Origin of the sequence: Noviherbaspirillum autotrophicum (assembly GCF_000818395.1) — a bacterium.
Lineage (GTDB): Bacteria > Pseudomonadota > Gammaproteobacteria > Burkholderiales > Burkholderiaceae_D > Noviherbaspirillum > Noviherbaspirillum autotrophicum.
Map to the genome: position 1 here is coordinate 1,447,848 of NZ_JWJG01000028.1, position 13,426 is coordinate 1,461,273.

The 13,426-nt window shown below is 56.9% G+C and carries 15 protein-coding genes; 2 read left to right on the top strand and 13 right to left on the bottom strand.

From position 1 onward, the window contains the following. The first annotated feature begins 16 nt into the window (after positions 1 to 16). Positions 17 to 304, top strand: coding sequence for a hypothetical protein (locus TSA66_RS07915; protein WP_040038614.1), 288 nt, complete (start codon positions 17 to 19; stop codon positions 302 to 304). Here TSA66_RS07915 and TSA66_RS07920 read toward each other — a convergent pair. Then, positions 301 to 1,044 (bottom strand): GDSL-type esterase/lipase family protein, encoded by a 744-nt coding sequence (locus tag TSA66_RS07920; protein WP_040038615.1) that lies wholly within the window; start codon positions 1,042 to 1,044, stop codon positions 301 to 303. The genes TSA66_RS07915 and TSA66_RS07920 overlap by 4 nt on opposite strands. A gap of 164 nt (positions 1,045 to 1,208) precedes the next feature. On the opposite strand from TSA66_RS07920, the gene TSA66_RS07925 reads away from it, so the two are divergent. Next, entirely contained in the window at positions 1,209 to 1,781 is a 573-nt protein-coding gene (locus TSA66_RS07925) for a hypothetical protein (RefSeq protein ID WP_198358656.1), read from the top strand. A 23-nt stretch (positions 1,782 to 1,804) separates the two neighbouring features. Here TSA66_RS07925 and TSA66_RS07930 read toward each other — a convergent pair whose 3' ends face one another. The 12 genes from TSA66_RS07930 to TSA66_RS07985 all read right to left on the bottom strand — a co-directional run bounded on the left by TSA66_RS07930 (position 1,805) and on the right by TSA66_RS07985 (position 13,408). Beyond that, positions 1,805 to 2,260: a DUF2514 family protein gene (locus TSA66_RS07930; protein WP_040038617.1), complete on the bottom strand. Its 456-nt coding sequence runs from the start codon at positions 2,258 to 2,260 to the stop codon at positions 1,805 to 1,807. A gap of 85 nt (positions 2,261 to 2,345) precedes the next feature. Beyond that, complete coding sequence (locus TSA66_RS07935) at positions 2,346 to 2,861, bottom strand: glycoside hydrolase family 19 protein (protein WP_040038618.1); 516 nt, start codon at positions 2,859 to 2,861, stop codon at positions 2,346 to 2,348. Continuing rightward, entirely contained in the window at positions 2,848 to 3,129 is a 282-nt protein-coding gene (locus TSA66_RS07940; RefSeq protein ID WP_052451979.1) for a hypothetical protein, read from the bottom strand. Before TSA66_RS07940 ends, TSA66_RS07935 begins: the two co-directional genes overlap by 14 nt. Continuing rightward, positions 3,126 to 3,488 carry a restriction endonuclease gene (locus tag TSA66_RS07945; RefSeq protein WP_157691542.1) on the bottom strand — a complete coding sequence of 121 codons (363 nt, stop codon included), beginning with the start codon at positions 3,486 to 3,488 and terminating at the stop codon, positions 3,126 to 3,128. Before TSA66_RS07945 ends, TSA66_RS07940 begins: the two co-directional genes overlap by 4 nt. Positions 3,489 to 3,559: 71 nt before the next feature. Next, complete coding sequence (locus TSA66_RS07950; protein WP_040038619.1) at positions 3,560 to 5,488, bottom strand: SGNH/GDSL hydrolase family protein; 1,929 nt, start codon at positions 5,486 to 5,488, stop codon at positions 3,560 to 3,562. A 54-nt stretch (positions 5,489 to 5,542) separates the two neighbouring features. Beyond that, a complete protein-coding gene (locus tag TSA66_RS07955) occupies positions 5,543 to 8,320 on the bottom strand; it encodes a host specificity factor TipJ family phage tail protein (protein WP_157691543.1) in 2,778 nt (925 codons plus the stop codon). Next, complete coding sequence (locus TSA66_RS07960) at positions 8,317 to 8,682, bottom strand: hypothetical protein (RefSeq protein WP_040038621.1); 366 nt, start codon at positions 8,680 to 8,682, stop codon at positions 8,317 to 8,319. Before TSA66_RS07960 ends, TSA66_RS07955 begins: the two co-directional genes overlap by 4 nt. Continuing rightward, positions 8,682 to 9,188, bottom strand: a complete 507-nt coding sequence (locus tag TSA66_RS07965) for a DUF1833 family protein (RefSeq protein WP_040038622.1) — start codon at positions 9,186 to 9,188, stop codon at positions 8,682 to 8,684. The genes TSA66_RS07960 and TSA66_RS07965 overlap by 1 nt, the downstream gene beginning before the upstream one ends. Beyond that, positions 9,188 to 9,679: a hypothetical protein gene (locus tag TSA66_RS07970; RefSeq protein ID WP_040038623.1), complete on the bottom strand. Its 492-nt coding sequence runs from the start codon at positions 9,677 to 9,679 to the stop codon at positions 9,188 to 9,190. Before TSA66_RS07970 ends, TSA66_RS07965 begins: the two co-directional genes overlap by 1 nt. Continuing rightward, positions 9,679 to 12,666 (bottom strand): phage tail length tape measure family protein, encoded by a 2,988-nt coding sequence (locus TSA66_RS07975; RefSeq protein ID WP_040038624.1) that lies wholly within the window; start codon positions 12,664 to 12,666, stop codon positions 9,679 to 9,681. The genes TSA66_RS07970 and TSA66_RS07975 overlap by 1 nt, the downstream gene beginning before the upstream one ends. Positions 12,667 to 12,710: 44 nt before the next feature. Then, a complete protein-coding gene (locus TSA66_RS26540) occupies positions 12,711 to 13,001 on the bottom strand; it encodes a DUF1799 domain-containing protein (RefSeq protein WP_040039659.1) in 291 nt (96 codons plus the stop codon). Between the two features lie 17 nt (positions 13,002 to 13,018). Next, entirely contained in the window at positions 13,019 to 13,408 is a 390-nt protein-coding gene (locus tag TSA66_RS07985) for a phage tail assembly chaperone (protein WP_040038625.1), read from the bottom strand. Positions 13,409 to 13,426 lie beyond the last annotated feature (18 nt).

Genomic DNA, 13,426 nt, shown 5'->3' on the forward strand with positions numbered 1-13,426 from the left:
ATATTGAGCAGAAGAAATGCCAGACCTCCCGCCTCCGCTTACTAAGGAAGAACTCCACGCAATCGGAGTCCGCAACAAGGGAAACAAAGACGTTGTCCGGTTGCTATGGGAAATCCGGCGTTATCATTCGATCGTGTCGCGGGCGCATCAGCTCGCGCACAGTGTTACACCAGGCGTCGGTGCGCTCGGCATCATCGCCAAAGCGCTGCTCAACGAAATCAGGGGCGAGCCGGCTGTGCAGGCGAGAGAGCGACTGAACAACGAACTATTCGGACAGAAAGTCGAGCCCGGCGATGATGACTAACGCACTTCGCTCCCTCTCATTTTTTCATCAATCGCTTTGCGCCATAGGCTATATCCCTCGCCGTTGAGGTGTATGCCGTCGTTTGTCACGCTTTGCTTCAACCCATCCGCGTCGGACAACTGAGCGTTTAGATCGACGTAGGCGATCTTCGACTCAGCCGCGAACGCCGCAAGTCGTTGATTCAATTCTCTGATCTTGGCGTTGTACTTCTTGCTACCAGCTTGCTTCGGACTGGTGTAGATAGTGGACTGAATGACCGGCACCACTCCATTATCGATCAGGAGATGCACAAATTTTTTGTAGTCTGCGAATGCCGCATCCGCGCTGCGCCCGACGAGGACATCGTTGACGCCGACCATGATGAAAGCCGTCTTCGCCTTTGTAAGCAATATCCCGTCCAACCTCTGCAGTAGCCCATAAGTCGTATCGCTGCTGATCCCCCGATTCGCGATCCTCACTCCGGGGAACATCTCATCCCAGCGGGCCTCATCCGTGATGGAGTCTCCGATCATTACGACGTCAGCTGGTACGTGAAATGCTCGGAAGCTCGACGTTTTATCCTTCCAGCGCGGGTAATCGATAAGTCGGGAATCAGAACCCGGCGTCTCGCCTCTGCCAATTTGCTTAACCCACCCGTACACTTGGAACGGAAATAGCTGGTATTGCATCATAGCAACGCCGTAAAGGAAGGCTAAAATCAACGCTAGGCACGCCAATACGACCTTGGCAGCAGTTCTCATTTCTCTATTACCCCCACATTCTTTAAGGATGAGGCGTGCAGTATAGCGGAATTGTATTATGGAAATAGTCGCACTAGGAGCTCACTCGCCCAGAGAGTTTTATGACCGTTTTATATAAATATCTTCGGAAAGAGCATACCCACCTTCTGCTGACTAGGGGGAACATGCGAATCGGCACGCTTTACGAATATCGAAACACTGAAATACATGGTGAGGTTATTGGCGACAACACAGAAGGCTATAAGACCAGATTTATGGAATTGAATGGCGCCCACGTATGGACGTCGGAAACCCAGCCTGAATTCAGCAGGGGATTTCTTAAGATTGCCCCCGGCACAAAACTAACAGTTAGAGGTAATGGAACACTCACGGAACCACACGAAAGCGTTAACTACTACCTATTTTGCGCCACGAAGGTTTTCAACAAGGAAGCGATGGACGAATTCAAGTACGACGCATGCATTGTCATCGAACATCCCGAAAAATTCTTCAGGGCTATATCGCGGACCATCAGGCACCAAGCTGCATTTGAGGGTATCTTTAACTGTCAGTACATTGGCCGCCGGATTTCGCATGACGTTGATCCAGGGATTCCACCAGCAATCATCAAGGATCCGACTTACAAGAATCAGCAGGAAGTTCGTGGACTATGGAAGCCTTTGAAAGCCAACCCGTCACCGATGATCATCAATTGTCCTGACGCGGCTCGATATTGCAGCATGTATAAGCGACGGTGACAGCTGCATGATGGTGCCGGCGTTCATTTCGGCCAAGCGTCTATCAGGGTTTGTCGGTCATTGACGAGTCGATCAGCCGTTTCCGCCATGCCTGAATATCTTGCTGTGCACTGGCTGAGTACGTCTGCGAGGGTATCGGCTCGCTGACGGCAGGCATCGGCGGCAAGCTCGGGCAGTTGCCGGCGGAGGTCTGCAATGTCGCCCCGCAGGCCGTCAGCAGCATTGTGAGCGGCAGCAGCGTCAGCGCGAATAGTTGCTTCACGTTTCGTTGCTTCATTTCTGGCATCCTCCAGTTGTTTATTCCAGGCCCGCTCCTTCAGGCGCGCGGTTTCGCTGGCCGTTGCGGCTGCTTCGACCTGGTCGCGCTCGATCTTGGCTATCTGCTGTCCAAGCCGCCAGCCATTGACATACCAACCGACGCCAAAAGCGAACCCGGCTCCGACCAGCTGAGCAAGAATGCGGAGCGCGAGGGAATTCATCGCTCGCCTCCGCAGCTGATAACCCAATACGGCACGCCGAAGAACAGGCATACAACCGACAGGCAAAACAAATCGATGATCGTGATCATGCCAACACCTCCTTTGCAATTTGAAACAACGCCAGCCGGTTGGCCAGCCCATTGATCCCGCCATTGATGCGCTTCGTGATCCGCACCTGGTCACCGGCGTCGGCCAGCTCATTCAAGCCGTGCGTTTTCCAGAACCAGCCCGCCGACCGGCATGCATTGACCGGCTCCTCGAGCAGCTCGGGGCGATGCACGCAATCGATGTTGAGCGCCATCATGCAGGCGATGTAATTCGCCTTCCCGGTAATCTGGATCAGGCCGCGCCCCTTGTACTTCACGCCGTCGCCCGGCTCGGTGTTGCCTAGATCCGCGCGCCCCTCGTACGCCTTGCCGGAGGCGATTTCGCGCACGTAGAGCAGCTGCTCGGACTCGTGGCCGACCTGGGCGAGGAATGCCGCCTGCCGCGCCGGTGTGTTGATCTCGAATTCCTCCATGGCGGCGCACAGGGGCGAAAAAAAAGCCGCGATGCGCGGCTTGGCCAGGGGCATGATCTTCAGCAGTTCATCCGGCGTCATACGCGCTCCTTTTCTCGCAGAAGGGACAATTCCGCCGTCGGTTCGCGAGGACGAACAGCGCGACGCCAACATTGCGCAGGACTTCCATCGGTGATGGGCTCGTCTGCCCGTACAGCGGACTGACTAGGACGGCCAGCGCCGCCGTCACGAGGAACACCCAGGCGAGGCGGATACCGTGTCGCGTACATCTGGACATGCTGTTGATTGCGCCGAATAAGCCGCAGCCGAAAATGATCGCGGCAGCCAACATATTGATGGCGAGCATCATTGAGCGCCTCCCTTTGTCCGGATCCAGTTCAGTGCGACCGGAATGACGACTTGCGCGCTGACGCCGAGGCCCGCGGCCGATGCCAGCCGCATGAAATCGCCGACGCCCTCGAGGAAGCTGAAATAGTGCTGAACGGTGATGGCAATCACCGGCGCGAAGTAACCCGCCAGGATCGACGAGCTGGCGACGGTGCTAGCGATCTTCGACTTCGGCATGGACGGCAGGTAGGACAACGACACCAGGCCGCCGAAGAAGCCCGCGAGGAGCGCGTCGTAATGCACGCCGAGGAAGGTGCCGGACAGCGTGATCGTGCCGGCCGCAATTGCCAATCCAGCTGTCGGGCTTACTGGTTCTGCCATGAGACGCCTTTCTTTTTCTTGAAATAAAAAAGCCCGCCGAAGCGGGCTAGCTATTTAATGCGCAACCGAGGCTATGCAGCCAAGTACGAAATACCATCGAGGCTTAACAGACCGGCAATCGTAGTGCCCCCTGCAGTAATTTGGCCGTCAGCGTGAATCTCAATTTCGCCAAATGCATGATTAGCGGAGACCGCGAATATCAGGTGATTCTGCGGCCGGAACCCGGCCGGAATCGTTGCAATCAATGTGTAAGCCGCGGAACTTCCGCTCTGAATTGCCCCTGACAGATGCACCCTGCCCGTTGAATCCTTGCGCGCCTTCGGGCCGGCATAAGGTGTGCTAAGCCCGACCCATGATCCGGTAGGAACCAGTGACACGGTCGGCATGTGTCCAGTTGCAGTAGCCTTGTCATAATTCAGCCCGATGCAACGCATGATCTCATTCGCGATGAACTCATGTCCGGCATCGGTCGGGTGCACATTATCGGTATCCAGGAGCTTGGCAAATTTATTCGCCGTCTGATCACTGAACCACATGCGACCAAAGTCGAGATACGGAAAGCCATAGATATACGCGTAGTCACGCAGCGCCGACTTATACGCATTGGAAGACGGTTCGTTGAAGATAAAGTCGCAGATGACGCACTCGCCATTAATGGCCTTTACCCCGCTCAAATACCGCTTCAGTTTCGCCTTGAATGTGACAATAGGCTTTGCGAGAAGGTTGTCATTTACCCCAAGCGCGAGGATAGACATGCCAGTGGAACGTGCGTACATGTCCAGCAAATTGTTGTCCATATCGGACAGCGTTAACGACGAGCGCCCGAGATTAAATAAAACTGGTGACTTAACCGCACTTTCTTCCAAATAGACCATGCCGCACAAGGCAACATTTTTATTTTCGGTATTCGTCAATCGTATTGTATGACTTCCCCAGGCTGGAACAGCAATTACCGTTGAAAAGGAGCCATTGACGCCCGATCCGGCAATTGAAGTCGCCGACGCCGCTTTTGTATCAATAGTGCCAATTAGCACACCATCGAGAGTGACGTTGAGGATAGCACCCGCCGCATCCTGGCCATACACAACTACAACATCTTTCCCGGTGTATGAAACCTCAACCCAATCTCCAGCAGTTGCACTCTTAAGAACCGTCCCGCCGTAATAGGAGTCTGTAAATCCTCCGTATGCAGTTAGCGCAAAGCCCGAATGTGTAACTACATGAGGATATTTAGTAGCCGAGGGAGAGCCATCCTGCGCCGCCAAATTGAAGTTGGCAAAGCCAAAATTCGCATTCTGATATTTACGCTGGATCGCTTTTCGAATAATCGATGCATAGTTATCCTTCGTCCAGACAGCAGCGTTTGAGCCCTCCGAAATACTGTCGCCGATCACCAGAATTGGCTGAAAGCGATCGGTAACCTTCGCATAGGAGAAAAACCGGTCCGTTTTGAAATTGTCTGACTCCCGCGGCGCCTTCGGCAGCGGCAAGGTATTTCCATCGAAAAGAATCTTGCCGTCGCCCCAAAGGCCATGGAGGCCGGCAATATCCGTCACGGAGTACGTACCACTCGGCACGTAGGGTGATTCTCCCGATGCTTTAGCGCTCAACAGCTCAGCTGTATCATCTGCCGCACCGTCACCGGCCGCCCCAGCGTCTTTCACCAGGGTAAGCGAACCCAGTGCCGTTCTAACAGCGCCGCCAATCAATACCCACTTGCTTGCAAGATCGCCACTGAATGTCGATCCAGATACATGAGCGGTAATCGTCAAATACCTGTCGCCTGAAACAGTTACCGAGTCATACGTGGCATATGAGGTCGAAGGCGTCCAGGCACCGCGGTCCGTGTACGACTTTATCCGGCGAAGTGCTTCTGCCATCGTCAACTTGGTATTTCCCAAGCGGTCGGTAGCAGTCTGCCCGTTTGAAGTCGCCAGTTCCGCAATATGGTCAACGTCCTGCTTCGCATTGATAAGATCGGGGATGGTTAGTGCTGGCATGTTTTACCTTTCGTGCGGATATAAAAAAAGCGCCGGATATGGCGCTTTTCGTTGCTAGTTGATAACTGTATCTTTATCAGGAATGGGGGCGTTGTCGTATTGGTAGTAGTCATCAGAATAATTAATGGCCCGAATCGTGACATACTGACCATCCGACATGTCCAGCTCTTGCACCAGATATTCTTGCGCTCCACGCGCACTATCTGCCGCGAAAGAATAGATCGTGCGAATGCCGCCCTGCCCGTAAGTCGTTACGATTGCCTCACTTGGCATGTTTTGCAAAACCACCTTATTCGGCGTACTGCCGGCGGTGACCGCGATACTCTGGAGCGATCCGTCACGCCGCATCAGCACGATGCTGTGCGGCAGACTCGATGTGAATGCCACATCCTGACTGAGCGTCAGCTCCAGCCCATTCTGCGCGATCACTTCACCGTCATACGACTTGAATCGCGTGTTATCGACGATATCAACCCGGCTGTTCGGCAGGAGGGCACGCGCATCGAGCGTGGTTGTAGTCTCAATGGTGATGCGCTGGCCGATCAGCTTCTGGCATTCCCGATTGGCACGGAGCCAAGCCTGCGCGAACGACCGAATCCCTGGAATCTCGAACTTCTTCAGCTTCGTGAAGCTGCCATCGAGCGGGAGCTTGATCGTTTCCGACTGGTGCGTGTCCGGGTCGACATAGACGAATTCAACGCCATCATATTCCGAGTCGCTGGCGAACTTGCGCGTGATCGACTCGGAATTCGGCTTCTTGTTGCGGTGCGTGAACAGCGCTGTACTATTCGCCTGCGCACGGTCGAGCGCAAGCCTGATCTTTCCGTTCTGGCGATAGGCGATACAAAACCCGGCGTTGGCGATTGCGATGACCGTTTCCTCGAACGACATGTTGTCTGTATCGAAGGTGTAATTGAACTGGCCGCACTCCGGATTCCAGGCGTCGAGCTGCTGCTGGATGCCCCAGATCTGCGCCATGTCCACCTCGGTCGCTAAGTTGCGCCGGCCGATCTTCGGATCCGAAGCCACCGCAGCGACGATGTCGACCAGCTTGCTCGTCGCCGAGATGGTGCCGGAGACGTGCCGGCCTTCTGCATCGAATGCACCGGAAAATGCTGATCCGTTGTAAGTCGGCAGCCGGCGAGAGGCGATGCAATTCAGCTGGCGAGTTTTGACCGCCGTCGCGCGGGAGGTCGCTTGTGTGATGGTATGGATCGTGGTCTTATTGCCGAACTCGGTTTTTGTCACCGGTGATACGCTGTACAGGTCAGCCCACTTGATCTCGTCCATGACCGTGCCGTTGAAGCCATAGTCATAGTTCGATGTGCGACGCATCCGTACGCGTACCGGCCCAGTCCATGCCGTTGCATGCTCGATGGTGTCGGCTCGCTCGTCGCTCACGGCACCGGACAACGTACCAGTGACGGTCTCGACAATCCCAAGTGGTGCCAGGCTTCCATTCAATTTTTCGATTTCGATGGCGAAGTCGACGGCTGCGACTGACTTGCCGCCGTTGTCCTTGAACATACCACTCGGGGCAACTACATTGCACCAAACCTCGGTGCGATCGGCGTCTGGCAGCGTTACCCAGTCCGTGTACTCAGTTTTACCATTCACTGCTATCGAGCTAGTGATCGGAACGCCAAAGCCATTCGATGCCGGTATGACAGACTTCCATGTGGCCGTCGTCAGCGTTACCGAACCATCGTTGACAGCCGCAATCGTGTATGTCCCGGAATAGTTCCGCGTGACCGAAAACGTAGCCGACCCAGAAGATTCTGCTACCAGAGAACTACTGGAGACGGTGATCGTGTAGGCATTCGGTTTCGCTGTGACGGTGAAGGTTCCGTTGTTCGCAGATTGCGTGAATCCGGCGACTGTAACCGAGTCGCCTACCCTGATGTCCGTAAACTCAAAGCCGCCAGTGCCGACATACGAAGATGTTCCACTCGTGCTCACGGACCCGGAATCGCCACTCGGGCGCATGGTCGCAACGTAGTTCGACATCGACACGGTGAGCGTGTCTCCGACCGCCGCAACCGCATTGAAATTCGGCTGCTTGGCCACCTGGGTGATGATGTCACCATCCGCATTCGGCGTGTACGTATAGGACGCGCTCACCGGCAGTTGCACCTGGTTCAAGGCCTTGAGGGTTATCCCGTCCACCTCGATCGCGCGCGACGCCGTCAGAACGTTGTCAATGATCGCCGCGCCGACCAGCAGAGCCGGAGAATCTCCACTGTTCGGCGACGTAAACGGGTCGTAGACAGCAGCGCTCGCGCCATCGATATCCGCTATCAGGGTGTCTCCGTCCCGCAGTTCCGTAATGTCGTGGTAGCCACGCCCGACGCAGTAATATCCGTATTCGTATTTCCGGTGGCCGATGTACTTGATATAGGTCGGCATCATCAAGCTGGGAATTGCCTTTACCGTGCCGTAGATATCCTCCACACGCTCCAGCAGCCGGACCTTGTTCTCCCGGTTCGACAATGCGTTGTTCGGGCTTTGCTGGGTGCGGTTGACGTTGCCTGGCATGACAGGCTTCGGCATCAGAACAACAGCAGCGACCACTACTCCGACCAGAACGGCATACAAGAGCGTCTCGCCGCCGCCAGGGCTCTGCAGAACTACATACTCGTCACTGTCGCCAGCCAAAATTGCGTTCGCGTCATGGCTAATCTCCTTTTCCGCGCATGGCTCGCCCTTGAATATCTGCACACGCACCGACGGCTTCTCACCATAGCGCTCAAGCAACCAATGCGCGAGGCTTTCTACCTCGTACACCTGCGGCGTTGGAGAAAATGGGTGGTCAAACAGCTTGATCTTCATCATTTTGCCCAGAATTCCACCACTTCGAACCGGTCGCGGATTGCCGACAGCTCCTCATACATGGTCGCGTCAGGCATCGCGTGCAGCACCTTGCCCTGGTAATACACGCCGCAATGGTGAATGCCGATCTTGTCGCTCTTCCCGAGCAGCACGATGCAATAATCCACCGGCTCGTCGATCTTCGAGAAACCATGGGCTGACTTGTGGATCGCGATTCGAAACGCGCTCGCCATCTCACGGATCGACCGGTTCACGGTCTTATAGTCCACGGCGATCGCATCCAGCTCGGTCACGTACACGTCGGCGACCAGCTCCCAGCAAGGCTGGGGAGAATATTGCTTGGCCAGATAGGCATTAATGTCCATTACAGGAATCCTCGAAGCATAGGGATGTCTTTCGGCGAATACACCTCGCCGGTTCTTGTCATGTTCAGCCGCGGCGCCACCGCGCTGATGCTGGCGGCGCCGATGGCGTAGGAGATCGACTCGGCCTGCAGCGTCGCCGTCGCCTGGGGCGTCGTCAGGTCATCGCTGAGGTATTCGCGGTAGACGATCTTGATCTTTTCCGTCGTGGCTACCGGAATGCGGTCGAGTTCGTCGCGGAATACGTCCTCGATGTCAACCAGACCGATCCGGATGTCGAATTTCTGATCCAGGTTTCCTTCCGATCCAGCCAGCTTGATCTCGATGTTGCAGGGATCCATTGCCATAGCCACGCCGTCCACGTAGGTAGTTCCCGGGTACGGCTCGCGCCAAAGGTGGAATGTCCGGCTCATTGCCGAGTGGCTGATCTCCAACGTCTGGATCGGCCAGACCGTCTGTGGCGCCGAAGCCAGGAAGACTTTCAGGCGGCTTTCGAGGTCAAGGCTCATCAGAAGTCCAGAACATTGGTTTCGGCGTTGGCGAACTGCCCCAGCCTGTCCAGCAGCATGTTCGAATAGGCGCCGTATTGGTTGTACAGATCGACCAAGCTGGAAGCATCCGCCGTGGTCATGTCATAGACCTGGTTCTCCGTCTCCACGACGAACTGCACCACCATCATGATTCCCGAGGTGCGCGCCGCCGAGTAGGAGCCAGGCACGATATTGACTGCATGCGGCGACACGCCAAAACCGCTGTCCAGCGGCATATCGAACGTGACGGCGCCCTTGCGAATGGTGTGGTGATAGAACGCCGTCCACACCGAAAACTGCAACGCATCCAAGATCAGCGTCACGCTGAAGCGCTGTGCGCCGCGGTCCCAGTCCAGCCCGTATCGCGGCATACCGCCTGCGACGTCGGTACGGACTACTCCGCCCGGATCGTCGATAGAGTAGTTGGAGACGACCGGCTTGATGCCGGCCGGCATGACAGGATTCGGCATTATCTTGACCTTTGAATGCTGAAATTGCGGTTCATGGCGCGCGAGGTCTTGCTATTTGGATCGGCCAGCTGCGCCGCAACGAGATCGACCGCTTCTTCCAGGATCAGAGCCCTTTCACCGTTATCCAGCCGGCGCTCCGTCACCCGGCCGATCTTCGCGCTGGTCTGGTTGACGATCGTGATCGGGCTTGATCCACCGCTCTGACCGCCGTTGCGCGCCATATCGCGAATGACGTCCGCTTGCTTCGCCGGAAGCACCATTTCGCGCTCATGCAGCTGTGTCAGCGGGTTGACGCCGGCAGGAATGTCGAAACCATTGCGTGCGGACGCTACACTGAGTGTTGCTGCGGCTGTCGCAGCCGACGCAAATCCCTCCGCAATAGCCATCGCCGCCGCGGCCGCGGCCGGCGCCAACTCCGGACCGACAATCGGGATCGCTGCAGTCGACGCGAACGCATTGAGGCCAGCCATTGCCGACATCGCCTGCGCCTGCGCCGCGATCGTCGCCGCGTAGCCTGCCGCAGCCGTCTTGTCGATAAGGAGTTTCTGAATCTGGATCTTGATAAACGATGCGATGAACGTGTCTGCGACATTCAGTGCGACATTTTTCAAGCCATCCTCAAGACTCTGGCCGTAGACAAGCGCTCGCGATACGCTCGACGCGAATCCATCCGTCATGCCATTAAAGGCGCTGGTGAACGCCGCGGAGGACTGTCCCGCGACGTTTTCGGCATTGCTCCGGTAGTTCGCTAGCGCTTCGTTCGCCCCATTCAGCCAGTCGCCCTGCTTCTCCTTGATCGCCTTGGTCCGCTGCTCGTACGCCTGCAGCTCCTTGCTGTAGGTGTCCTGGGCGATCTGGAGGTAGGTATCGAACTGCTCCTGGTCGATCATGCCGTTGCGCTTGTCGCGCTCAAGCTCCTGCCGGCGACTGGTGAACTTGTCCTCGATCTTATTGCGACCGGCCTGATTCGCCCTGATCTCTTCCCCCCTACCGACTCCGGCGATCTCTGCCGCATTTTGGCGGGCGACCGTGTCCAGATAGGCTTGGGCGGCCTGTCGAGCATCCTCGTAGGACTGCGCAATCTTCTTGTTTGCCGCAGTCTCCTGGATGCTGTTGACTTCCAGCTTTGCCGACGTCGAAGCGCGCAGTGTCGCCAGTTTAGCTTCCGCCTCTGCGATTTTCTTGTCGTTTTCGAGCTTGTCCTTGCCGGTGAGCCGCTCCTGGCGATAACGATCTAGCTCCTTCCGAAGTGCATCCTCCTGCGCCCGTGCTTCCAGCTCAATAAAACCGCGCTTGGACTCGTAATATTGGCGGTCGCTGATCAATCTGGCCGCGTGCATGGCTTCGAGGATTGTCCCGGCATTTTGGTAGCTGCCGATCAGCTGCTCATTCGCGTTCTTGATGGCGTCGATATCTAGGCCGAGCTTCGCCTTGTCGACCTGAAGGCCGTTGCTCACCAGCCCCTTGTGGCTCGCGCGGATATCGGCAACGCGCCTCTCTATTTCTGCCTGCGTTGCTCCCGCTGCGGCGCCGTCCTCGCGCGCCTTCGCGATCTCGCGCTCCATCTTCACACGCTCGGATAGGAACTTCTCACCGTCCTTCTCGAACTGGATGCGAGCCTGAACCTTGTCAGCTGTCTCCTTCTGAAACGCAGCCGATTTCGCCTGCAGCCGGATGTTCTCCTGGGTGATCGACTGCTCCTGCAACAACCCAGCCAAACGGTCCTTCTCGTATGAAAGCAATGCATTGACCAGCAGCCCGCCGCCCGACTCGTTCAAGCGTGCAATACGCGCCCGCGATGCCTCGATTTGGGCTGAAATGCTCGACAGCTGCTCGGCGTTGGTTTTCTCACGCCCGACGTCCAGCATAGCATCCCATGCTTCCTTCGCGGCGCCGGTGATGCCGCGCCATGCGCGCTCCACGGTGCCGAGCCGTCCCTCCAGCTGCGACATGCGCGATTCCATCGCATCTGCGTAGGCTTTTTGCGCGAGCGCCGCGGCATCAGACGTCTTCCCCTGATCCTCCAGCGCCTTGATCTGCTGGTAGAGCCCGATTGTCAGAAAGTGCGTCGCTTCATTCAGCTTTGTCGCCGCCTCAACCGGAGATTTGCCGAGCTCCGCGAACTGCTTGATCGTCTCGTCGACCGCCTGTCCGGCATCGCGCTCCATCTTCAGGGCGACGGTCGTGAAGCGCTCCAGGCTGTCTGCCGAGATGTTCCCATTGGCAGCGAACTTCGCGAGCGCCTCGGCGGCCGCAGCTTGCGTCCCGACGATACCATCGATGCGCTTGGCCATCTCGCCCAAGTCGCTGACGGTCGTGCCGGCGGCGTTCCCGGACAGGATCAAGGCCTCCGCATAGACGTCAGCCTCTTCGCTTCCCTTCTTGTAGGCCACTGCCAGAGCCAATGCGGCGCCGCCGGCAATGGTGAACGGATTGATCAGGCTAGCCACATATCCGCCAAGCGCGCGCGCTGCCGGACCGATGCCGCCGAACATATCCTTGAGCTGGCCGCCCTGCTGCAGGAACACGGTTAACGGGGCCTGACCGGACGCCAGTGACGTGGCAATATCGGTGAACTGGGCGGGCACGCTGCGCAGCGCAGCCGACATTTGTGCGGCGGAGATTCCGGCCTTCGCCTGCTTGGCAACAGTCGCATCGAGCTGGTCGAGGTACGGCTGCAAGGCATTGACATCAATCCCGCGCTGTCCGGCGAGCGCCTTGTAATAATCCGAGCTGCTCTTAGACCCGGCTTGCATGGTCGCGATCTGCCGCTGGATCGAGCCGATCATGTTGCGAGTGGCCGCGTCTACCTTCTGCGCGGCCTGGTCGCCGCCGGCACCGATCTTATCCAGCCCTCCTGCGGCATTCTTGCCTGCCGTGGCGCCGGTTGCGCCGAGATCGGCAAGAGAACGTTTCGCTCGATTGACTCCGGTTTCAACGCCGGAGGCATCAACCGAGAGTTCAATCTGCTTTTTCAGGTCGGACATTGCTACCTCGATATTTTGTGCCCGCGCCGGCGGGCAGGGATGAGCTACTTTTCACGCATTTTTTCGAGCGCAGCGGCCTCCATCGCACGCACGCCATCGAAAACAAAGGGCCACTCATCCCGCCGTATGGATGACATGCGCATCACCAGATGCAACGCGTTGTAGTCAAGGCCAATAGGGCCGCCCATTCCGGTGCGCCACTGCGTCGACATTGCAATAAAAACGTCAACAGTCGTTTGGTTTTCCGGCAATATTTCAGCCGGCGGGCCGCTTGCCTCTTCGACGGTTAGACCCAACGCTGAAGCTTCTTCAGCAGACGGATCCTCCTCATACAAAGCGGCAGCGGCCTTCTTTAGTTTTTTTCGCGGTACTCGCGAAGGCCGGTGGCATACGCCTTGTGAATCGCGTCGGTAGCGCCCGCATGCATGTCCACCAGGGAAATGAGCGACTCGCGGCTGAATTCATCGGACAGATCCCATCCTTCGGCAAGCATCAGAATGAAATCCGCGTCTTCCTCGACGCTCTTACCGATAAACTTTTCCAAGGACCACTTCTCTTTTGGGGTGGCGGCGCCATCTTCCTGCGACGGTTTGGCTGCCAGCTCGTCCATCAACTTCCCGTATTCCGTCCTTGTGCGGTACTTGAAGACGAATTCGATTTCGTCCGTTCCGCCGTCGCACAGAGGGATATGGACGGTTTTCTTGAACGCGCCGGGGCGCTTGCCGAGTGTAAGTTTTGCCATGATTTTTCTGGATTGTGG

What these genes read in the sequence shown, in the direction of transcription:
- TSA66_RS07915 (WP_040038614.1), top strand. Translation starts at nt 17, where the DNA reads ATGCCAGACCTCCCGCCTCCGCTTACTAAGGAAGAACTCCACGCAATC.
- TSA66_RS07920 (WP_040038615.1), bottom strand. Translation starts at nt 1,044, where the DNA reads ATGAGAACTGCTGCCAAGGTCGTATTGGCGTGCCTAGCGTTGATTTTA.
- TSA66_RS07925 (WP_198358656.1), top strand. Translation starts at nt 1,209, where the DNA reads ATGCGAATCGGCACGCTTTACGAATATCGAAACACTGAAATACATGGT.
- TSA66_RS07930 (WP_040038617.1), bottom strand. Translation starts at nt 2,260, where the DNA reads ATGAATTCCCTCGCGCTCCGCATTCTTGCTCAGCTGGTCGGAGCCGGG.
- TSA66_RS07935 (WP_040038618.1), bottom strand. Translation starts at nt 2,861, where the DNA reads ATGACGCCGGATGAACTGCTGAAGATCATGCCCCTGGCCAAGCCGCGC.
- TSA66_RS07940 (WP_052451979.1), bottom strand. Translation starts at nt 3,129, where the DNA reads ATGATGCTCGCCATCAATATGTTGGCTGCCGCGATCATTTTCGGCTGC.
- TSA66_RS07945 (WP_157691542.1), bottom strand. Translation starts at nt 3,488, where the DNA reads ATGGCAGAACCAGTAAGCCCGACAGCTGGATTGGCAATTGCGGCCGGC.
- TSA66_RS07950 (WP_040038619.1), bottom strand. Translation starts at nt 5,488, where the DNA reads ATGCCAGCACTAACCATCCCCGATCTTATCAATGCGAAGCAGGACGTT.
- TSA66_RS07955 (WP_157691543.1), bottom strand. Translation starts at nt 8,320, where the DNA reads ATGATGAAGATCAAGCTGTTTGACCACCCATTTTCTCCAACGCCGCAG.
- TSA66_RS07960 (WP_040038621.1), bottom strand. Translation starts at nt 8,682, where the DNA reads ATGGACATTAATGCCTATCTGGCCAAGCAATATTCTCCCCAGCCTTGC.
- TSA66_RS07965 (WP_040038622.1), bottom strand. Translation starts at nt 9,188, where the DNA reads ATGAGCCTTGACCTCGAAAGCCGCCTGAAAGTCTTCCTGGCTTCGGCG.
- TSA66_RS07970 (WP_040038623.1), bottom strand. Translation starts at nt 9,679, where the DNA reads ATGCCGAATCCTGTCATGCCGGCCGGCATCAAGCCGGTCGTCTCCAAC.
- TSA66_RS07975 (WP_040038624.1), bottom strand. Translation starts at nt 12,666, where the DNA reads ATGTCCGACCTGAAAAAGCAGATTGAACTCTCGGTTGATGCCTCCGGC.
- TSA66_RS07985 (WP_040038625.1), bottom strand. Translation starts at nt 13,408, where the DNA reads ATGGCAAAACTTACACTCGGCAAGCGCCCCGGCGCGTTCAAGAAAACC.